The organism is Lacticaseibacillus hegangensis, assembly GCF_003946465.1.
Taxonomy (GTDB): Bacteria; Bacillota; Bacilli; order Lactobacillales; family Lactobacillaceae; genus Lacticaseibacillus; species Lacticaseibacillus hegangensis.
Genome location: NZ_RHOL01000027.1, coordinates 15,934 through 36,367, shown reverse-complemented (window position 1 = coordinate 36,367; position 20,434 = coordinate 15,934). Strand labels below are relative to the sequence as shown.

The following is a 20,434-nucleotide window of genomic DNA, read 5'->3' as shown; positions in this document are numbered from 1 at the left end:
AACACAGAAGTTAAGCTTCTCTACGCCGAGAGTAGTTGGTGGGTGACTGCCTGCGAGGGTAGGAAGCTGCCGCGCTTTTTTTATTCCGGATTAGCTCAGTGGTAGAGCACCTGACTGTTAATCAGGGTGTCGTCAGTTCGAGCCTGACATCCGGAGCTAAGAAAGCCAGCCTGTGAGGCTGGTTTTTTTGTCACCATCATGTATTGACTCGCATTTTTAACCAAAAAACCGCTGGGCTTACGTCCAGCGGTTGCTTATTGCTCGGGAACGGAAATACTGTGATCGACAACGCTGCGGCCCGTTGCATAGTCGTAGCGGATATCGGATTGGACATTGAATATGTAAACATTGAAGTCCAGCCCACCGTCGGATATGGCCTGCAGCCAATAGCCTCGAGGCATTAGGTCGTTGCCGCGAAAAACCGTAGTGACCCGGTAAATGACTTTGGCGCCATCTTCAAGAGCCTGGCGAACTTGTTCCTCGTAGGGTTGCATGAGGACTTGATTGGCAAATTCGGTTTGCGTGGCCAAGTTCTTGGGGTTATCACTCGAGCCCAGCGCGCCAGCTTGGTAGTGGCCGTCGACGCTGAGGTTGCCGGACAGGGTGTACGCGATCAGATGGCCACGGTTTTGCCGGTTGACACGTTTTCCGTCGATGACGGTGTAGCGGTTGTGCCAACCCGTAGGTTCAAAATACTGGCTGGGCCGCCCTGCCGAGTGGATCAAGGTTTGCCGGTTGAGGTAACCCACATTGGTCGTGGTGCGGTTCAGGTGGTCTAAATTGCCATAAATGATTCGAGGACCTGCCCAGTCGGTCATGTTGAGTTGTGCGTGGTCGCCGTTGACGGTGATCACCGGTGAAGCGCCGCTGTGATAATCCAAAGCGGCCAGCTTTTGGTAGTCGCCAGGTTGGCTTTGGCTTTGAGTCGTGGTCGCCGGTTGTGCGGGCTGGGTTGAGTTAAGTTGTTTGGCCCCCCAAGCGACCAGACTGACGATGACCGCAACCGCGACCCCCAGGGTCCGGGCGGTGCCTTTTCTTCTTGCCATCTGCATCCTCCTTAGACCAATAGTTTAGCATAGTAGCGGGGTTTGGCTGAACTAACTGGGTCAATCAGCAAGATGGCTTAGCGTTAATGATGCCATTGACAGACCAACCGTTGAGATAGGGCAGTCCCGCCTGGTGTGACCACGGCCAGTAATGCTTAAAAAGGGGTTTACACCGCCTTTTTGCTCCTGTATAATTACGTTTGTTGTCATGAAACTTATGCCGTCTTAGCTCAGTTGGTAGAGCATCGGTATCGTAAACCGAGGGTCGAAGGTTCGAATCCTTTAGACGGCAGTTAGTGCTTCAGTTCGATAATACAAGAAAAGCGGAAGCCCGGTATCAGTGGGTTTCCGCTTTTGTGATTCACTCGAAAAGTTGATCGAACTTTAGCAAAGTGGACACGATGGGGACACACGATGACGAGATTAAGGCGAACTAACCGTTATTTTTCTCATCTTCGCGGAACCGCAGTCGTTCCTTGTCCTCAGCCGGCGCGACAATGGGCGGGCTCTGCCAAAAGAAGACGTCCAGGCTGTGGTCTTCATAGCGCTGGTAGGTGATTTGAAGCTCGTCCAGGCTTTTCTGCATGATTGAAAAATACACGGAAAGCGGGGCAGTGTCCAAGCGGCCGGACAGCACGAGCAAGTACTTGAGCATGTTCTCAAAAGTGTCCTGGGTCAGCCCGATGGTTACCCGGAACTGCATGTCCAAGTAGAGTAGCTCCTCGGTGTCGCGGACGATCCCGATCTTATCAAGGGGAAACCCGCCGAAGCTGCCGGCGTCTTGGAGTGTGTACACGATGTGCTTGGCCTGACCCTTCGTAAAGGCGGGTTTGTTGAACATCAGATGCCATAGCGTCATGGGTGCCACCTTCTTTCTATGCTATAATCATGACCATTGGAGGCGGATCATGAAAAGATTTAGGCAGTTGATGACATTATTGGGGCTGTTTTTGGTGCTGGGCGGCTGTGCAAAAAAGCCGGCCAAGCAGGCGTCAAGCAGTTCCAAGACGGTCATCACTAGCAGACAGTATACCACACAGCAGTTGCAGGCGCGGTACGTGAAAGCCTCAAACGCCGTAATCAAGCCGCTGAATCAGGCCAGCTACAAGCAGCCGGTGGCGCAGATCAAGGCCAGTGCCAAAACCGGCCAGGCCGCGCTGGAAAAAATCAGTCTCCAACTGGCGGACAATCAGTCCAACCCTGATCTGACCAAGGCGTTGCAGGCGTATGTAAAGGCTGCCCAGACGATGCTGACGACGATGGTGGGCACTGACCAGGCCGCGTACAACGCGGCTAGCAAAGAATTCTTCAAGCAGTGTCAAACCGTCGGCCAGCAGTATTTTGGTGGGCAACTCCCCAAGAGCGTGATTGCCTTTACCAAGCGGGCTCAGGCGGCCACGCAGGCCAGCGCAGGTAGTGGGAGCAGCAGCGCACCGAGCACCAGCAGCAGTGTGACGGCTGGCGGAAATGAATAATTATTATTTTCTCATTCGCAGCGCTTACAGCCTCATAATCGCCTCATATGACGTTTTTCCGTGCAGTCGCTTTATCCGCCTTGCTTCCAGGCGCTTGCTCGGCGACAATCAATCGCAATCAGGATATTATGAGAGGCGCAATGAGAAAATAGCTAGCCCACTAAAATTCAATTTGAGTGCATAATGATTCGCGCTTATAATGTTTCCTTGTATTCTCAGCAACCTCTTGCAATTAACTAGGGCTGAGTGAGAGAGGAAGCATTTTTATATGGATAAACCTAAAAAAGAAAAGCAATTTCTGGGCCATCCCCGAGGGCTCCTAACTCTGTCGATGACCGAATTCTGGGAACGGTTCTCGTATTACGGTATGCGGGCCATTCTCATTTACTACATGTACTACTCCGTTGCCAAGGGCGGGCTGGGGTTCAGTCAGCCGACCGCGCTGTCAATCATGTCGATTTACGGCTCGCTGGTGTACCTGAGCTCAACGATTGGTGGGTTCATTTCTGATCGGCTGCTGGGCGCCCGCAAGACGGTTTTCTGGGGCGGTATTTTGATCATGCTGGGGCACATTATGCTGAGCCTGCCGGCAGGCTCGCTCGCTTTGTTTGGCTCGATCATTCTGATTGTGCTGGGCACGGGGCTCCTCAAACCGAACGTTTCAGAAATGGTTGGCAACTTGTATAGCGAGAAAGACCTGCGGCGGGACTCCGGCTTCTCCATCTTCGTGATGGGGATCAACTTTGGCTCGCTGCTGGCACCGCTGGTCGTGACCTGGTTTCAGGCCAAGTACAACTTTCATGTTGGCTTCTCGCTGGCGGCATTTGGGATGGCAGTCGGCCTGATTTTCTATGTGATCGATGGGCGCAAGTACATCAACCACAAGGACAATCAGGCGCCAGATCCAATTTCCGCGGCCGAACTGCGGCCGCTGCTGAGCAAGATTGGCATCGGCTTGCTGGTCCTGGCAATCCTGCTGGTCGGCATGGCGGCCATGGGTGCGCTCAACGTGACGAACGTCATCAGTCTGATCACTATTTTCGCAGTGGCGATTCCGATCATCTATTTCTGGATGATGCTGCGGTCCAAAAAGGTCACCAAGGTCGAGCGCTCTCGGGTCTGGGCCTATGTACCGCTGTTTCTAGCGGCCGTGATTTTTTGGGCGATTGAAGAATCCGGCTCGTCGGTCCTCGCCGTGTTTGCGGCGAACCAAACGCAACTTAACTTTGCCGGGTTCAAGATCCTGCCAGGCTGGTTCCAGATGCTCAACCCGCTGTTCATCCTGCTGTACGGGCCAATTTTTGCTCGCCTATGGGTGAAGATGGGCGATAAGCAGCCAAGCTCACCGAAAAAGTTTGCCTCTGGTTTGGTGTTTGCCGGGGTTTCGTACCTGGTGATGATTCTGCCGCTGATGCTGTCGGGCATCAGCGCCCGGGTCTCACCGCTGTGGCTGGTGCTGTCATGGGCGATTGTCGAAATTGCCGAGATGCTGATCTCACCGGTTGGCCTGTCCGTCACGACAAAGCTTGCGCCCAAGGCATTTTCGTCGCAGATGATGAGCATGTGGTTCCTGTGCGACGCGGCGGCTCAGGCGATCAACGCTCAGCTGGTCCGCTTTTACACGCCGGGCACGGAGATGGCCTACTTCGGCATCATCGGCGCTTTGACCGTGGTGCTCGGGGTGTTAATGTTCTTCATCGTCCCACGCATCGAAAAACTGATGCAAGGCGTCAACTAATTGACGACTCAAAAACCGTTCTGGCAGACGCGTCTGGTCTGAGCAGGACGTTTTTTATTGCGCTACTACTGTTTGCCAGTCGCTGATCACGCGGCGGGCCAGAGTTGACATTCACCCGAGCTTGCCCCCAAGATAAGCATGAATCATGCGGCGAACATCAGGTGCCGCGACCTGCCGGTGGGCTAACCGCGGCGGGCTGGAAACGGGGGATGCAGATGGTCAAATTAGCGTTCAGTGTCGACAATCATTTCGATGTGAATCATATCGACGCCCAGGCAGCGGTGGTCAAAATCGCGGGGTACTTGCTTGCAAACCACTATCAGGTGTACGTGAACGCCGGGGACACCTTCAATGATTTTACCAAGACCCTGTGGTTCTATCGCGCCTTGCAGCAGGCGGTCGGTTCGAAAGTGGTTGTCCGCTACCTAGCAGGCAATCACGATCTAGTCAAAAATGTGTCGTACCAAACCGCGCAAAGCTCGGTGTCGCCGCTGTACCTTCACGAAAAGACGCTGACCCTGCCTGGCACCAACACTGTGATCATCGGCAACAATGGCTGGTATGATTACTCGCTGGCGCCTGCGGACCTAAAGGCGACGGATGCGGACTTTGCGCAGTGGAAGCGAGCGTACTGGATCGATTCGGCGATCGATCAACCGGTGTCTGATCGCGAGCGCATGGCACGGGTGCTGACCACCACCAAGCGCGATTTGCTGGCGGCTGCCGGTCATCGGGTCATTTACGTGACTCATTTTGTGCCGACGCCTTTGATGATGATGCCTGCGCCTGCACATTCGCGCTGGGAGATGGCCGCCGGGCTGATGGGGTCGCGCCGCTTAGGTGAGCTGCTCGAGCAGAGCCGGGTCACCGATGTGGTGTTTGGCCATCTCCACCACCGCGACCAGCAAGTGGTCGTCAATCACACGACGTACCATCACCGGCCGATGGGCTACGGCCTGCGCCGACTCAATGAGTGGGAGAGCCATGACTGGTTCACCGAGTGGCAGACGACGTTGATTACCCTGCAGGCGTGAGGCAAAGGCAAAAGCAGCCCATCGGGAAAAGCGTTGCGTCTGGTGAACATTTTTTGTATGCTAATAGCTGTTGATTCATGGAGGATTCGCGAAGCGGCTAAACGCGACGAATTGTAAATCTGTTCCTTCGGGTTCCTAGGTTCGCTGACTAGATCCTTCAGACGAGCTGCCAGTGTGGCAGCTTTTTTTGCATCGTGACGGATTGAAGGAGGAAAAATGATGAAACTTGGCTTTATTGGGGCCGGCAACATGGCCCAGGCAATCATTTCCGGACTGCTTAAGGCGAAGGTGCTCGCACCTGCTGATCTCATCATCCACGGCGGCCATCCTGCCAATTATGAACCGTATGCGGCCAGCATTGGTGCCGCGGCCGCCGCAAGCAACGCCGCCGTGGTGGAAGCGGCGGACTGGGTGGTGCTGGCGGTCGATCCGGCAGTGGGCCAGCCGGTTTTTGCGGAGGCGCACGACGCGTTGAAACAAAAGCCAGTGCCGGTGCTGTCCTTGCTGACCGGGGTTGATTTAAAGACGCTTGCGACCTGGGCAACCCTGCCCATACCGCTGGTGCGGGTGATGCCGAACCTGAACGTGGCGCTGAACGCAGGCATGACGGCTTATGCCGCCAACACCGCGGCCGCTGCGGTGCTGCCTGACGTGGTGGCGCTGCTGGACCGGCTGGGTGAGACCATCGCGCTGCCGGAAAAGGATTTCTCGACGTTTGTAGCCCTGGCTGGCAGTTCCCCGGCGTTTGTCTACATGTTTATCGACGCGCTCAGCCGCGCCGGCGTGAAGTACGGGTTGACCAAGCAGGCCGCCACGCAAATCGCCGCGCAGGCCGTGGCCGGGTCAGCGCAGATGGTCCTAAATCGCAAGGACAGTCCCATGGATTTGGCCGATAAAGTCGCCAGCCCCGGCGGCACGACGGTGGCAGGGATGCTGGCAATGGAGGCAGCGGGCTTCATGCCGGCCGTGGTCGCTGGCGTTGATGCGACGATCGCCAAGGACCGGCAGTAAGCAGCGGCTTTGGCCGACCAATTTGGTCCGTATCCTTGTATTTTAGGTCTATACCAGTTATCATATAGGTATTAGCGGGTCGTGGCCTTGCAGCCCAAGGGAGGACGAAGCTCATGGAAGCACCGGTATACATTCAGATCCATAATCAGATCAAGAAGGACATTGAAGCAGGCAAGTGGCAAATCGGCGACCGCATTCCCAGCGAGCGCGATTTGGCCGTGACGTTCAATGTGTCACGGATGACCCTGCGACAAGCGATTCAGACGCTGGTCGATGAAGGTATCCTGGAGCGGCGCATCGGGGCTGGCACGTTTGTGGCCAACCAGAAGGTGCAAGAGCGCGTGTCCGGGGTGACCAGCTTTACCGACATCATGATTGCGCAGGGCAAGCGGCCGTCGAGCAAAACGATTTCCTACCATGTGGCCAAGCCGTCGCTTTCGGAAAGTGAAAAGCTGAAGCTCAAGGACGGCGACCAGGTGCTTAGAATGGAGCGGATCCGGTTCGCCGATGATGTCCCGATCAGCTTCGAGGTGGCCACGGTGCCGTACGATCTGGTGAAGGATTTTTCCAAAAGCGAAGTCACCAAGTCCTTCTACCACACCCTGGAGAAAAAAGGCGGCTACGTGCTCGGCGGCGCGCAGCAAACCGTCAGTGCGATGACCGCCTCTGAGCGAATCGCTGAGTACCTCGCGATCAAGCGCGGGGACGCGATTTTGCGGCTGCGCCAGACCTCGTTTCTTCAGGACGGCAGGCCGTTCGAGTACGTCCGGACCCAGTACGTGGGTGAGCGGTTCGAGTTTTACCTTGAGCGCTAAGGCCAGTTTGTTAAGACTGATTAGCGAAGCGCGTGCGTAAAAGCACGCGCTTCGCTTTTTTGGTATAATAGCAATCATTCCAACCCAAGACAGTCGCACGGCAGCCCCGTGCGCAAAGGAGCAGACAATGGACTATGCGGACGACAGTTTAGTCTTGCATACAGACTTTTACGAATTGAACATGATGTACACGTACTGGCAACAAGGGATCGCCGAGCGCAACGCTGTATTTGAATGCTACTTCCGCGACCTGCCGTTTGGCAGCGGCTTTGCCGTGTTCGCCGGGCTGGAGCACGCGGTCGAGTATCTGCAACAGCTCCGGTTTAGCGACTCCGACCTGGCCTACCTGAAGGAATCCACGGAATATCCGCAGGGCTTTTTGGATTACCTGCGGGACCTCAAGTTCACCTGCACGGTGCGCTCGGCAGTCGAAGGCGACCTGGTGTTCAACAACGAACCCATGATGCAGGTGGAAGGCCCGCTGGCCCAGGCACAGCTGGTCGAAACCGCGCTGCTCAACATTTTGAACTACCAGACGTTGGTCGCCACTAAGGCGGCGCGGATCCGCGCCGTGGTCGGAAGCGACCCGTTGATGGAATTTGGCACCCGGCGCGCGCAGGAAACTTCCGCCGCCATCTGGGGCACCCGGGCCGCGTACATCGGTGGGTTCAACTCGACCTCCAACGTCCGTGCCGGTAAGCTGTTTGGCATTCCCATTGCCGGCACTCACGCGCATGCGCTGGTGCAGGCTTACCGCGACGATTACGCGGCGTTTAAGGCGTACGCCGAAGTCAACCACGATGTGACATTCCTGGTCGACACCTATGACACTCTGCGCTCCGGCGTGCCGGCGGCGATCAAGGTCGCTAAGGAAATGGGTGACAAGATCGACTTCCAAGGGGTGCGTATCGATTCCGGCGACATGGCCTACATCTCCAAGCGGGTCCGCCAGCAGCTGGACGAAGCCGGCTTCACGCAGACCAAAATCGTCGCCTCCAACGACTTGGACGAAAACACGATCCAAAACCTCAAGATGCAAGGCGCCAAGATCGACATCTGGGGCATTGGGACCAAGCTGATCACGGCGTACGATCACCCGGCACTCGGGGCCGTGTACAAACTCGTCTCGATTGAGGACGAAACTGGCAAAATGGTGGACACCATCAAGCTGTCGTCCAACGCCGAAAAGGTGTCGACGCCAGGCAAGAAACAGGTCTGGCGAATCACGCGCCGCTCCAACGGCAAGTCCGAAGGCGACTTCATCGCCCGCGACGAGGAGGAAGTCGCCGATCAGGACGAGCTGTACATGTTCCACCCAAGCTACCCGTACATCAACAAAACGGTCACGGACTTCAACGCGCGGCCGGTTCTGACGACCATTTTTGACCACGGTCAACTGGTCTATCAGCTGCCGACGCTTGATGCGATTCGCGCCTTTTGCCTCCAGAGTGTCGACTCGCTGTGGGACGAATACACGCGCGTGCTCAACCCGCAGGAGTACCCGGTCGATTTGTCCCAACAGCTTTGGGATGACAAGATGGATTTGATCAAGCACGTGAAGGTCAAGGTCCAAAAGCAGCAGCTGTAACCAATTTTTGCGACCGTTCGCCGGCCTGATTTAAAGGAGAAAACCATGCGTCCACTACAAAAAGAAATCATCACCGCCCTGCACGTTCAGCCAACCATCGACCCGGAAAAGGAGTTCCGGCGCTCGGTCGACTTCTTGAAACAGTACATCAGCCGCTTTCCGGGGCTGAAGACCTATGTGCTTGGCATTTCCGGCGGCCAAGACTCAACGCTCGCCGGTGCGATGGCAGAGCGGGCCATGACTGAGTTGCGCCAGGAAACCGGGGATACCACTTACAAGTTCATCGCGGTGCGCCTGCCTTACGGCGAACAGGCCGACGAGGCCGACGCCATGGCCGCCATCGAGTTTATGAAGGCTGACGAAACCATGCGCGTTAACATCAAGGATTCAGTTGACGCAATGGAACAGGCAGTCGCGGCCAACCATCTGACGGTGTCCGACTTCAACAAGGGCAACATGAAGGCGCGTGCGCGGATGATCGCCCAGTACGCGATCGCCGGCGCCCGGAGTGGGGCGGTGGTCGGCACCGACCACGCCGCCGAAGCCGTCACCGGGTTTTACACCAAGTTTGGCGATGGCGGGGCTGATGTGACGCCTCTTTGGCGGCTGAACAAGCGGCAAGGCGCCAGCCTCTTGAAGCTGCTGGACGCACCGGCGCACCTTTACGAGAAGGCGCCGACCGCCGATTTGGAAGAGGACCGGCCGGCCTTGCCGGACGAGGTCGCTCTGGGCGTGTCCTACCGCGACATCGATGACTACCTGGAAGGGAAGGCCGTGTCCGATCAGGCCGCCGAAACCATCGAGCGCTGGTACCAGCGGTCCGCACACAAGCGCCACCTGCCAATCACGGTCTTTGACGACTTTTGGAAATAAGCCTTGCCCCAAAGTAGTTAATTAGTTATACTTATCCTACACATAAGGGAGTAACTAACGGCGCTTGCCGTGGTCATGTCATCAGCTAGGCAAAATTCTGGTGTGACCTGAAACTGTGAGACTTATGCTGCCATGAGGCAGTGTGAGTCTTTTTTTTTACTAAACATGGTAAGCTAAAATTAGTTAATCGCTAAAGGAGGAAATTTTATTGGCAGAGCAAAAAGCGTTCTACGCCATCACGAACGACGAAGCACTAAAGCGGCTCCAGACGAATGACGAGACGGGCCTGAGCGCGCAAGAGGCCCAGACGCGGCTGGCGCAAAACGGCCCGAACGCCCTGGCCCAAGGCGAGAAGAAGACGCTGTTGATGCGCTTTCTGGATCAGTTCAAGGACTTTATGATCATCGTCCTGCTGGTTGCGGCGCTGATTTCCGGGTTCATCGTCCACGAATGGGCCGACGCCTTCATCATTTTGGCGGTGGTCATTTTGAACGCGGTCTTCGGCGTGTTCCAGGAAAGCAAGGCCGAGGAAGCCATTGACGCGCTGCAGAAAATGTCCACCCCGAACGCTCATGTGCGCCGCGGCGGCCAGGTCCTGACCGTGCCGAGCTCCGAGCTGGTGGTCGGCGACATTGTGCTGCTGGAAGCTGGCGATGTCGTGCCAGCCGACCTGCGGCTTTTGGAATCTGCCAACCTGAAAAGCGAAGAGTCGGCGCTCACGGGGGAATCTGTCCCGGTCGAAAAACAAACTGAGCCGCTGGCAGGTACCGACATCGGTATCGGCGACCGGACCAACATGGTGTTCATGAACTCGAATATCACGTACGGCCGGGCGGTCGGTGTGGTGGTGGCTACCGGCATGCAGACGGAAGTGGGCCGCATTGCGGGGATGCTGAACGCGGCCCAGGAAACGACCACGCCGCTATCTGAAAACCTCAAGGCGCTGGGCAAGACCTTGACCATCATGATCTTGGTCATCGCCGCCTTCGTCTTTGTGGTCGGGGTCTGGCGCGGTGCCGAGACCCTGCCGGAAATGTTCCTGACGGCGATTTCCCTGGCCGTGGCCGCGATTCCCGAAGGGTTGCCGGCTATTGTCACCGTTATCCTGGCGCTGGGCACGCAGAAGCTGGCCAAGCGTAACTCGCTGGTCCGCAAGCTCCCGGCCGTTGAAACGCTGGGCTCGACTGAAATCATTGCCTCTGATAAAACCGGGACCCTGACGCAGAACAAAATGACGGTCGAAAAAGTGTACTACGACGGCCAGCTGCACGACGCCAAGGACGGCGTGCAGTCGCAAAACCCGATCATGCGCATCATGAACTTTGCCAATGACACCAAAATTCAGGACGATGGCGTCATGCTGGGTGACCCCACGGAAACCGCGCTGGTCGCTTACGGGCAGCAGCACGACTTTGACCTGAAAGGCGAGCTTCAAGCAGAGCCGCGCGTCGCCGAGGTGCCGTTTGACTCCGAGCGGAAGCTGATGTCCACCATTCACCAGCTGAAAGACGGCCGCTTTTTGGTGGCGACCAAAGGCGCGCCGGACCAGCTGCTGAAGCGCACCACTAAACTGGCGGAAGGCGACTCCGCACGCGAGCTGAGTGCCGCCGACGAGGCCACCATTCTGCGTGAAAACACCGGCATGGCCAAGCAGGCGCTTCGCGTGCTGGGCGCGGCTTACAAGGTGATCGATGCCGTGCCTGATCCGGTCAATTCCGACACGGTTGAGCAAGACCTGATCTTCGCGGGGCTGATTGGCATGATCGATCCGGAACGGCCGGAAGCGGCGAAGGCCGTGGCGGACGCGAAGGCGGCTGGTATCCGGCCGCTGATGATTACCGGGGACCATCAGGACACCGCCGAGGCGATTGCTGGCCGCCTCGGGATTATTGCCCCTGGCGATGACGCGGCGGTCATCACCGGCGCCGAGCTAGACCAGCAGTCTGACGAGGAATTTGAAAAGAACGTCGACAAGTACTCCGTGTACGCCCGCGTGGCGCCGGAGCACAAGGTCCGCATCGTCAACGCCTGGCAAAAGCGCGGCAAGGTCGTCGCGATGACCGGCGACGGTGTGAACGATGCGCCGGCCCTCAAGGCCGCAGACATCGGCATCGGCATGGGCATCACCGGGACGGAAGTGTCCAAGGGCGCGTCCGACATGGTGCTGGCCGACGACAACTTCTCCACCATTGTGATTGCCGTGGAGGAAGGCCGGAAAGTCTTTTCCAACATTCAAAAGGCGATTCAGTACCTGCTGTCTGCCAACTTGGGTGAAGTGTTGACCCTGTTCATGATGACCATGCTGGGCTGGGATCTGCTCGCCCCGGTTCACATCCTGTGGATCAACCTGGTGACCGACACCTTCCCGGCGATCGCGCTGGGCGTTGAGCCGACCGAACCTGGCATCATGAAGCAAAAGCCGCGCGGTCGTAAGTCGAACTTCTTCACCGGTGGCGTCGGTCAGGCCGTAATTTGGCAGGGCATCCTGGAAGGGCTCTTGACCCTAGGGGTGTACTTCATCGCCATTACCTGGCCGATTCACACGACGAACGCCGCGATTCACGCGGATGCCTTGACCATGGCGTACGCGACGCTGGGCTTAATCCAGCTGTTCCATGCCTTCAACGTCAAGTCAGTCCACCAGAGCCTATTCACGGTTGGCTTCTTCCGCAACAAGGCGTTCAACTGGGCGATCTTCGTGTCCGCCCTGCTGCTAATGGTCACCATTTTAGTGCCAGGCTTTAACGGTCTGTTCCATGTGACCGAACTGGACGGGTTCCAGTGGGCGACGGTGCTCGGCGCCGGTGTGGCCATGGTCGTGATTGTGGAAATCGTGAAATTCTGCCAACGCCACGCGCAAAAGCGGTAAACTGGTGAACAGGAGGATTTTTCGATGAATAAAAATCAGCAAAAAATGGTTCACTTCAGCAACGTTATGCAGCAGGTAATGGGCGGCACCGAGGCTGAGCAGGACCTGCTCAACCCCAAGTTCACCGCGCTGCGCAAGGCGATCGACGCCGGCACCATCGCCGACTTTGACCCGCAAGAGTACGGCGCGACCAAGCAGCTATTTGAAGATGGCACCGAAAAGTACGGCGAGCTGCTGACCACCTTGGCCAACACCACACCGCCGGCCCGCTTCATCGGCACGCACAAGCTGCTGATCTCAGCTTACCGAGATTTTGTCGCCGGCTGCCAGGCAATGACCGACAGCCTCAAAGACAGCCCGGCTCAATTGGACCAGGCAGCGTTTGACGCGGCCGAAAAGGCTCAGGACGCGGCCACCGAGCGCATCATGACGCAGCTGAGCAAAATCACGCGCATCGCCTAAGTCAAAATTATTTTTCGCCAAGGACTTGACATGGCCCGGCGAGAAACGTATTCTCAGATTAATCATTTAAGGAGGAACGCCACATGACTAACCACACTACCCAGATCAATGTTCGCTGGCAAAGCCAACACTAGGTAGGTCGCTGACACGACCTGCCACACGCAGGTCGTGTCTATGTTGGCGTTCAAGCAGTATGTCCGCATAGACTCTGAACTTTTGAGTTTGTGCGGATTTTTGTTTCGGCAGATCTCCGCAGCCTGCGCGGTTGGATCTGCCTTTTTGATTTCTTAGGAGGAATTCGCACATGAAACGTATGATTGGTTTGATCGTCATCCTGCTTGGCTTTCTGGGCATTGCCTTTGTTTCAACCGGCAAGCCGCAAGCCGAGACCAAAGCCGAGGTGCCCACCGTTGGCATTTTGCAGCTGATGAGCCACCCGGCGCTGGATGCGATCCATAAGGGCATTATTAAGGGCTTGGCCGACGAGGGCTACACCGTCGGCAAGAACGTCAAAATTGATTTTCAAAACGCGCAAAACGACCAAAGCAACATGAAGACGATGTCTGAGCGCTTCGTCAACGAAAAGGCGGCCGCGATGGTTGGCATCGCGACCCCATCCGCGCAGGCGCTGGCGGATGCGTCCACCAAGATTCCGATCGTGCTTGGCGCGATCACGGATCCAAAGGGAGCAGGCTTGGTCAAGAATAATGAACGGCCGGGTAACAACATCACCGGCGTGTCCGACCAGGCCCCGATCAAGGCTCAGCTCAAACTGGTGCGGCAGATCATGCCGCAGGCCAAGGTGCTCGGCGTGATCTCAACATCGAGTGACTCGTCGGCGCAGGTCCAGGCCAAGATGGTGACCAAGGAAGCGCCAAACGAAGGCTTCACGGTCAAGAACTTCACCATCGCCAACACCAATGACCTGCACCAGGTCGCCGCGCAAATGGTGACCCAGGTCGATGCGATTTTCGTGCCGACCGATAACACGATCGCCTCTGCGATGCCGACGCTGGTTCAGGTGGCCAACACCCAGAAGATTCCGGTGTTCCCAACTGTCGACACGATGGTCAAGCAGGGCGGGGTCGCAACGCTCGGGTTGAACCAGTTCGACCTTGGGGTATCGACCGGTAAAATGACCGCCGCCATTCTCAAAGGCAAAAATCCGGCCACCACGCCGATTCATTTTGCCAAGAAGGGTGAACTGATCATTAACTTGAAGCAGGCGAAGGTCCTGGGGTTGAGCATTCCGCAGGCCGTTGTCGATGACGCACGCAAGAATGGGACGGTGATCGAATAATGATGGGCTTAGGAGTTTCTGCCATTGGGCAAGGGTTGTTATACGGACTGATGGGGGTCGGGCTGTTTTTGACCTTCCGCATCTTGGATTTTCCTGACATGACGGTTGAAGGAACCTTCCCGTTAGGCGCGGCGGTCACCGTTGCGGCGATTTCCAACGGGATCACGCCGCTTCTGGCCACGCTGTTGGGGATGCTGGCCGGCATGGCCGCCGGCGCGATCACTGGTTTTCTCACCACGGTGGGCAAGGTGCCGGTGCTGCTCGCCGGCATCCTGGTCATGACTGGGGCGTACTCGGTCAACCTGCGGATCATGGGGCGCGCGAACTTGTCGCTGTTGAACAAGCCGAACTTGTTTGCCGCCAAATTTTTGAAAAGCCTGCCACCCTATTTTGACAGCGTGGTCGTGGGGCTGATCGTCGCCTTGGTGGTGGTCACGCTGCTGATCTTGTTCTTAAACACGCAACTGGGGCAGGGCTTCATCGCGGCCGGGGATAACCCGACCATGGCTCGCAGCCTGGGCATCGCCCCGGCCCGCCAGGAAGTGCTGGGCCTGATTGTCGGTAATGGTTTGGTCGCCTTGTCCGGATCGCTGATTGCCCAAAACAACGGGTATGCGGATGTGAACATGGGCATCGGGGTCATTGTCATCGCGCTGGCGTCGATCATCATCGGCGAGGTGCTGTTCGGCGAGCTGACCTTGAGCCAGCGCCTGGTCGCGACGGTGCTGGGCAGCATCTTATACCGGTTCGTCCTGCTGCTGGTCCTGCGCCTGGGCTTTTCGCCGAACGATCTGCAACTGATCTCGGCAATCGTCCTGGCGATCCTGATCATGATTCCGGCCTTTGAGCACCGGTTCAAGATTCGGCGAGTATTGAAAAATGGGGTGAAGACAAATGGCTGAAGCACAATTGACCTTGAGTAATGTCGACGTGAACGTCGCCGTGGGGGAGACGTCGCGGGCACTGTTGCAAAACATCAACTTGACCGTCGCCCCGGGAGATTTTGTCACCGTTTTGGGGGCCAATGGGGCCGGCAAGTCGACCCTGTTCAACGCCATCACCGGGGATAAGCCGGTCGCCAGCGGCAAAATCACGCTCGCCGGCGAGGACATCACGCGCGCGCGGCCCGAGCACCGGGCGAAGCTGATCGCCCGGGTGTTCCAGGACCCGAAAATGGGCACGGCTCCGCGAATGACCGTGGCGGAAAACTTGCTGCTGGCGAGCCACCGCGGCCAGCGCCTGAGCTTGAAGTCCCGGGGGCTCAAGGCTCGGCAAAGCGAGTTTTTGGCGCTGACAAAGCAGACCACCAACGGGCTGGATCAGGCTCTGGATAAGCCGACTGAGGCTCTATCCGGCGGCCAGCGCCAGGCGCTCAGCCTGCTGATGGCGACCATGCAGGAGCCAGCGCTGCTGCTTTTGGACGAGCACACTGCGGCGCTTGACCCGCACACCAGCGCCGAGATCATGGCGCTGACGGACTCAATCGTGCGCCAGGAACAACTGACTTGCCTGATGATCACGCATCAGCTGGAAGAGGCGCTGAAGTACGGCAACCGCTTGGTGGTCTTGCAGGCCGGCGAGCTGGTTGCGGATTACTCAGGCGCGGAAAAGGCCGCGCTGACCCGCGCCGATTTGCTTCAGTACTTTGCCTGAATGGGAGGCCCCATGTCGAACCAAGAACTCCAAACCTTAGTGGAGCAGGTGAGTCTGACGGCGTTTCACCGGCCGTTTGTCCACCAGGCGCGCTTCAATGCGCGGCTGCGTACGACCGGTGGGCGGTTCCACCTGCCGGACGAGAACCTGGACTTTAATCCGACCCTATTCGCCCACACCGATGCTGTCACTCATCAAGGCATCATCAAGCATGAGCTGTGTCACTACCACCTCTACCGAGCCCATCAGGGGTATCGCCACCGTGACGCCGCGTTTAAACAGCTGCTGGCGGCGGTGGGCGGCTTGCGGTATGCACCGCGGATCACACCCATCAAGCCGCCAAAGTACCTTTACCAGTGCACCGGGTGCGGGCAGCTATATCCGCGCCAGCGCCGGCTCGATCTGCGGCGTTATGCCTGCGGCCGGTGCGGCCACCGCCTCGTGGCCGCCTCGCCGGCCGCAGGGGGCGCCTCGCAGCGGTGAAATTTCGTAACGCCCGTTGACATTGCTGCGACAGTCCCATATACTATTTCTTGTGCTTCTTAGCGTCATGCGGGTGTGGCGGAATTGGTAGACGCGCAAGATTAAGGATCTTGTGATCATTATCGATCATGAAAGTTCGAGTCTTTTCACCCGCATCGTAAGTGCAGTAAGGCCCAGCTCCGAGTCATCGGGGTTGGGTCTTTTTTGCACTCGCGGGGCATTGTGACGGACATCAATAACCGGCCTAGGCCAGGCCGCTTGAAGGCATGGGGTAAAATTCGCCTGGGGAGTTTTAAAAATGATAGAAAATAACACCAAATCAAAATAGTTGGATAATGGCGGGAGCGACCTGGCTTATTTTCCCGGTTGAGCTGATGCCAGTGTCTTGTCAGGACTCGTGTGCCAGATTCTCCGCCGTACAAAGCCGTGATTTAGCGGGCTTGTCTATGATTTGCGGGCAGAATAGCAATAATGTTTTGAAAACATAGGATACGTAGAATACATATATAATCTTTTCTTTTCTCTTGACGTGGAGAGGGCAAACAGTCAAAATAATCAGCGGGGAACTTTAAAGTTATAGTGTAAGGAGTGTTTGCAATGAGAAGAAAGGATTTAACCGGTCAGAAATTTGGCCGGCTAACAGTGTTGTCATACGCAGGCGCAGCCAAGAATGGCAATGCAACTTGGCTTTGCCAATGCACCTGTGGGAACAAGACGGTGGTCGACGGTTATCGGCTGCGCAAGGGCACCACGACTTCATGCGGGTGCTATCGCCGTGAGGTCATGCGTCAGGCTATTCGGACGAATCCGAAGACCGCTGCGAAGATCGGGCAAAAAGATCAGTTTGCCGCAACCGAAGGGGTCAACCTGACGGCGACGCTTAACCTGCGCTCTTCCAACCAGAGCGGGGTCACGGGCGTCTCCTATGACAAACAGGCCGGCAAATGGAACGCGCGGTTATTCTTCAAGGGCCGGTTGGTCCTCAACCGCACTTACGTCTCGTTCGCAGAGGCAGTGGCCGCGCGGCACCAGGCCGAACGCACGTACCTGACGCCGCTGCTCGAGCGTCTGGATGCTAAAGTGGTTCCTTGCCAAAAGGTGGCAGCGCCAGTCTCCAAGATTCAACCGGCGGCTCGCGAAGCCTAAATTTTTCGTTAATGACAACGGCGCTGAGCCGTTTTTTTGTCCCCAAGCGGATGTTTATGGGGTAAACTAATGACATCATGAATTCGGAGGTGCTACCATGCGAACGCATTCGACGCACACAATCACGCTGCTTGGCATATTTGGAGCCCTCATTATTCTGCAGGCGTATGTTCCGATGGTCGGCTACATTCGCCTGTTTCCGGCGTGGCCGGCGATTTCGACCATTCATCTGACCGTCATTCTCGCCGGCGTGCTGCTGGATGTGCCCGGCGGCGCGACGATGGGACTGCTTTGGGGTGTGGTCAGTTTGATCAAGGCCTACACTGCGCCGGGCGATCCCATGACCCTTTTGCTCTTTCAAAATCCGGTCATCGCCATTGTGCCGCGCGTGCTGGTTGGCGTCGTGGCGGCGGTGGTTTTCAACCATGTGTTCAAAAGCCGTCGCAGTGGGCGTCTGACCACCGTCAAACTGAGTCTGGCAGGCATTTGCGGGGCACTGACGAACACCGCCTTGGTGATCTTACTGACCTGGCTCTTTTTTGCCCAGCGGGCCAGCAGCGTGGTGCCTGGCGCTGACGCCGGGAATTTGGGCTTGGTCCTGGCCGGGGCGTTTGCCATCAACGCGGTGGCAGAAGCGGCCATGGCGGCAGTGGTCACGCCGGTGTTGGGGCAGGCCCTGTTGGTCGTGCAAAAGCGGCGGCGGGCAAAGTAATCGAAAATAAGACCAGATTGGCTGTCGCTTTCCCTCAAGCGACGCCAAGGATAGAAACGCCCCTGCGCCGCGATTTGAAATCGTGGTGCAGGGGCGTTTCTACTTTGAACTAAAATCGCATGATGTCTCACCCTCGAGAAAAACTATTTCATCTTATCGACTGCTTTGCTCAGCGTCGCGACATTTTGACTGAGCATTTGCAGGTTGGCCTGCACGATCTCGGCCTGCTGGCTGAGCGAGCTGCTGTACTCATTAAGCCTGCCCAGCGCCGCGTTGATCGCGGCAGTATCGCTTGGGTCCTTGGCCACGGCGGCGAAAAAGGCGGTTTCGGCGCTGGTCATTTCGCGGTAATAGGCGTCGAAGGTCTTGTGATCGAGCTTGGCCAGTTTCAGGCTGTTGAGCGTGTCGGTCAAGGTCGCGGTCGGCAGGTTGGCAGTTTGCTGTGAGCTTGCCTTGGTCAGTGTGGTCGTGGCCGTTTCGATGGCCGTCTGCGCGCTTTCGAGGCGTTTGTACGCCTTGGTGCGACGTTGAATCAGCGCGTTCACCGGGCCGGTTTGGTCGAACGTCTGGCGGTTGTCCTTGGCGTAGGCCTTTTGGAAAGTGGACGGAAAAGCCGCGGCGTCTGCATCAATGAGGGCCAGCTGGTTGCTTTGCACGGCCACTTGTGTTTTCAGGGTACTGGTGGCGCCTTGCAGCTGCGCTTTCTGGTTGAACCCCACGCCGCTGCAGCCGGCCAGAAAGACCAAGCCGAGTAGAATGATGCCGATTTTTTTCACATGCCCACCTCCTGTCGCTTTAATGGTAATCGATTTGCTCACTAAATACTAGCGCGACTGCGTGTCCCGGCGGTGTTCAGTCTGTTAAAATAGACTCGAGGTGATACCATGGACGATCAAACATTACTGGAATTAGCCGCGATGATGCTGCAGCCGCGCCGGGACAAGGGCAACGCCGTGCTGGCGGCCAAGTTGCATATTCCGCTTGCCGCGGTGGCCTCAGGCGATGCCGCGCTGACAGCCAAGCAGCGCGATGGACTGCGCTACTTGTTTACGGATTACGAATGGATGCTTGCGCAAAAAATTGTGGTCTTGAACGCGACTGCGCCCAGCGAGGAAGGCGTTGCCTGGCGCTTTCAGGAGGCCAAGGCGACGATTGCGCAAGCCTGGCTGCGGCAAAGCGGGGTGCAGACGGCGGTCAAGGAAACCAAAGATGAAGCCGGCAGCACGGCGCACCTGCAGATTCGCATGGACTACGGCGCTCACGGGCTGGTCGACTTGCTTGATTTCATCGTGCCGGCCAAGGACCTGCAAAAGCTTGAAACCAAGCAGCTCACCCTACTCGAGTGGACGAAAAAGCAGCTGCCGGCGCCGCGTGAGTCCGACTGATGGCCAAACGCCGAAAGTCTCTGCCCAAGCCGCTCTGGGCCCTGCTGGCGGCGCTGCTGATCGCCGTGGCGGTGGGGGCAAGCCTGAACCTGCGGCCCAAGCCAGAGGCCGCACCGCCTCCGCCGGCACCGCACACGGCGTTCATTAAGCGCCTGGCGCCCTATGCGCAGACACTGCAGAATCAGTATCAGGTCCTGCCCAGCATCACGCTGGCGCAGGCCATTTTGGAGTCGGACTGGGGGGAGTCCACGCTTGCCAAGGATTACCACAACCTGTTCGGCATCAAGGACGACGACCCGGCCAATTCGCGGCTGCTGAAGACCCAGGAGTACCAAAATGGCAAGTGGGTCACGGTGTCGGCGCGGTTTCGGGTCTATCCCAGCGACCAGGCCTCGATGAAGGCCCACGCCGAGCTGCTGGTCCACGGGCCGCAGTGGAACCCGCACCTGTACGACGGCGTGCGCCAAGCAACGGACTTTGAAACCGCGGCCAAGGCGCTGCAAAGCGCCGGGTATGCGACCGACCCCACCTATGCGGCCAAGCTGATCCGGCTGATCAACACGTATGACCTGAACCGATATGATCAGTGATCGGATTATTCTCCCAAAGCTTTCATTTTTATGCTGATTTTCCCGATAAATTCCTCGAAAGACGAATTATCGGGACTTTTTTAAAGTGGGCCATGGCTCGGTACCAGCCGGTCAAATTGGCCGTCTGTCACGGACTATCCAGGTCTCTGGGCAAGTTTTGACCAATTGGAAAAGTCGCACATTCGCCGTTTGGCAAATTGTGATGGGTGTCAAACTATGGTAGAATTTGACCAACTAAGTGCGGCATACCGCGA

The 20,434-nt window shown here is 57.2% G+C and carries 20 protein-coding genes and 3 tRNA genes; 20 read left to right on the top strand and 3 right to left on the bottom strand.

Annotated elements, in window-relative coordinates:
• Positions 1-84 precede the first annotated feature (84 nt).
• Positions 85-156: transfer RNA gene (locus EKM86_RS09015), tRNA-Asn, on the top strand.
• A gap of 98 nt (positions 157-254) precedes the next feature.
• Here the strand turns inward: EKM86_RS09015 and EKM86_RS09010 are convergent.
• The gene (locus EKM86_RS09010; RefSeq protein WP_225419393.1) at positions 255-1,046 is read right to left on the bottom strand and encodes a DNA/RNA non-specific endonuclease; all 792 of its coding nucleotides are present in this window, start codon (positions 1,044-1,046) and stop codon (positions 255-257) included.
• Positions 1,047-1,265: 219 nt separating this feature from the next.
• On the opposite strand from EKM86_RS09010, the gene EKM86_RS09005 reads away from it, so the two are divergent.
• A tRNA-Thr gene (locus tag EKM86_RS09005) sits at positions 1,266-1,338 on the top strand.
• A 141-nt stretch (positions 1,339-1,479) separates the two neighbouring features.
• On the opposite strand, the gene EKM86_RS09000 is transcribed toward EKM86_RS09005, so the two are convergent.
• Positions 1,480-1,905, bottom strand: a complete 426-nt coding sequence (locus EKM86_RS09000) for a hypothetical protein (RefSeq protein WP_125757199.1) — start codon at positions 1,903-1,905, stop codon at positions 1,480-1,482.
• A gap of 49 nt (positions 1,906-1,954) precedes the next feature.
• Between EKM86_RS09000 and EKM86_RS08995 the strand changes: the two genes are divergently transcribed.
• The 16 genes from EKM86_RS08995 (at position 1,955) to EKM86_RS08920 (ending at position 18,205) form a co-directional block, all read left to right on the top strand.
• Complete coding sequence (locus EKM86_RS08995) at positions 1,955-2,521, top strand: hypothetical protein (RefSeq protein WP_125757197.1); 567 nt, start codon at positions 1,955-1,957, stop codon at positions 2,519-2,521.
• Positions 2,522-2,789: 268 nt separating this feature from the next.
• The gene (locus EKM86_RS08990; RefSeq protein WP_125757195.1) at positions 2,790-4,259 is read left to right on the top strand and encodes a peptide MFS transporter; all 1,470 of its coding nucleotides are present in this window, start codon (positions 2,790-2,792) and stop codon (positions 4,257-4,259) included.
• A gap of 215 nt (positions 4,260-4,474) precedes the next feature.
• Complete coding sequence (locus tag EKM86_RS08985) at positions 4,475-5,293, top strand: metallophosphoesterase (RefSeq protein WP_125757193.1); 819 nt, start codon at positions 4,475-4,477, stop codon at positions 5,291-5,293.
• 219 nt (positions 5,294-5,512) lie between these two features.
• The gene (proC, locus tag EKM86_RS08980; protein WP_125757205.1) at positions 5,513-6,304 is read left to right on the top strand and encodes a pyrroline-5-carboxylate reductase; all 792 of its coding nucleotides are present in this window, start codon (positions 5,513-5,515) and stop codon (positions 6,302-6,304) included.
• A gap of 113 nt (positions 6,305-6,417) precedes the next feature.
• On the top strand, positions 6,418-7,119 hold the full coding sequence (locus EKM86_RS08975) for a GntR family transcriptional regulator (protein WP_125757191.1): 702 nt from the start codon (positions 6,418-6,420) through the stop codon (positions 7,117-7,119).
• A gap of 127 nt (positions 7,120-7,246) precedes the next feature.
• Positions 7,247-8,707 carry a nicotinate phosphoribosyltransferase gene (locus EKM86_RS08970; protein WP_125757189.1) on the top strand — a complete coding sequence of 487 codons (1,461 nt, stop codon included), beginning with the start codon at positions 7,247-7,249 and terminating at the stop codon, positions 8,705-8,707.
• Positions 8,708-8,752: 45 nt separating this feature from the next.
• Entirely contained in the window at positions 8,753-9,580 is an 828-nt protein-coding gene (nadE, locus tag EKM86_RS08965; RefSeq protein ID WP_125757187.1) for an ammonia-dependent NAD(+) synthetase, read from the top strand.
• A gap of 235 nt (positions 9,581-9,815) precedes the next feature.
• Positions 9,816-12,449, top strand: coding sequence for a cation-translocating P-type ATPase (locus EKM86_RS08960; protein ID WP_379909524.1), 2,634 nt, complete (start codon positions 9,816-9,818; stop codon positions 12,447-12,449).
• A 24-nt stretch (positions 12,450-12,473) separates the two neighbouring features.
• Positions 12,474-12,911 carry a hypothetical protein gene (locus EKM86_RS08955; RefSeq protein ID WP_125757183.1) on the top strand — a complete coding sequence of 146 codons (438 nt, stop codon included), beginning with the start codon at positions 12,474-12,476 and terminating at the stop codon, positions 12,909-12,911.
• Positions 12,912-13,215: 304 nt separating this feature from the next.
• Positions 13,216-14,211 (top strand): tryptophan ABC transporter substrate-binding protein, encoded by a 996-nt coding sequence (gene trpX, locus EKM86_RS08950; RefSeq protein WP_125757181.1) that lies wholly within the window; start codon positions 13,216-13,218, stop codon positions 14,209-14,211.
• A gap of 2 nt (positions 14,212-14,213) precedes the next feature.
• Entirely contained in the window at positions 14,214-15,113 is a 900-nt protein-coding gene (locus EKM86_RS08945) for an ABC transporter permease (protein WP_125757203.1), read from the top strand.
• On the top strand, positions 15,106-15,864 hold the full coding sequence (locus tag EKM86_RS08940; RefSeq protein WP_125757179.1) for an ABC transporter ATP-binding protein: 759 nt from the start codon (positions 15,106-15,108) through the stop codon (positions 15,862-15,864). Before EKM86_RS08945 ends, EKM86_RS08940 begins: the two co-directional genes overlap by 8 nt.
• Positions 15,865-15,876: 12 nt before the next feature.
• Positions 15,877-16,347 (top strand): SprT family protein, encoded by a 471-nt coding sequence (locus tag EKM86_RS08935; RefSeq protein WP_125757177.1) that lies wholly within the window; start codon positions 15,877-15,879, stop codon positions 16,345-16,347.
• 69 nt (positions 16,348-16,416) lie between these two features.
• Positions 16,417-16,502 (top strand) — tRNA-Leu (locus EKM86_RS08930).
• Positions 16,503-16,944: 442 nt separating this feature from the next.
• Positions 16,945-17,493, top strand: coding sequence for an alcohol dehydrogenase (locus EKM86_RS08925; RefSeq protein WP_225419392.1), 549 nt, complete (start codon positions 16,945-16,947; stop codon positions 17,491-17,493).
• A 97-nt stretch (positions 17,494-17,590) separates the two neighbouring features.
• The gene (locus EKM86_RS08920; RefSeq protein WP_125757175.1) at positions 17,591-18,205 is read left to right on the top strand and encodes an ECF transporter S component; all 615 of its coding nucleotides are present in this window, start codon (positions 17,591-17,593) and stop codon (positions 18,203-18,205) included.
• Positions 18,206-18,348: 143 nt separating this feature from the next.
• On the opposite strand, the gene EKM86_RS08915 is transcribed toward EKM86_RS08920, so the two are convergent.
• A complete protein-coding gene (locus EKM86_RS08915; protein ID WP_125757173.1) occupies positions 18,349-18,981 on the bottom strand; it encodes a hypothetical protein in 633 nt (210 codons plus the stop codon).
• Positions 18,982-19,089: 108 nt separating this feature from the next.
• On the opposite strand from EKM86_RS08915, the gene EKM86_RS08910 reads away from it, so the two are divergent.
• Both EKM86_RS08910 and EKM86_RS08905 read left to right on the top strand, forming a co-directional pair.
• On the top strand, positions 19,090-19,590 hold the full coding sequence (locus EKM86_RS08910) for a hypothetical protein (protein ID WP_125757171.1): 501 nt from the start codon (positions 19,090-19,092) through the stop codon (positions 19,588-19,590).
• Positions 19,590-20,180 carry a glycoside hydrolase family 73 protein gene (locus EKM86_RS08905; RefSeq protein WP_125757169.1) on the top strand — a complete coding sequence of 197 codons (591 nt, stop codon included), beginning with the start codon at positions 19,590-19,592 and terminating at the stop codon, positions 20,178-20,180. Before EKM86_RS08910 ends, EKM86_RS08905 begins: the two co-directional genes overlap by 1 nt.
• Positions 20,181-20,434 lie beyond the last annotated feature (254 nt).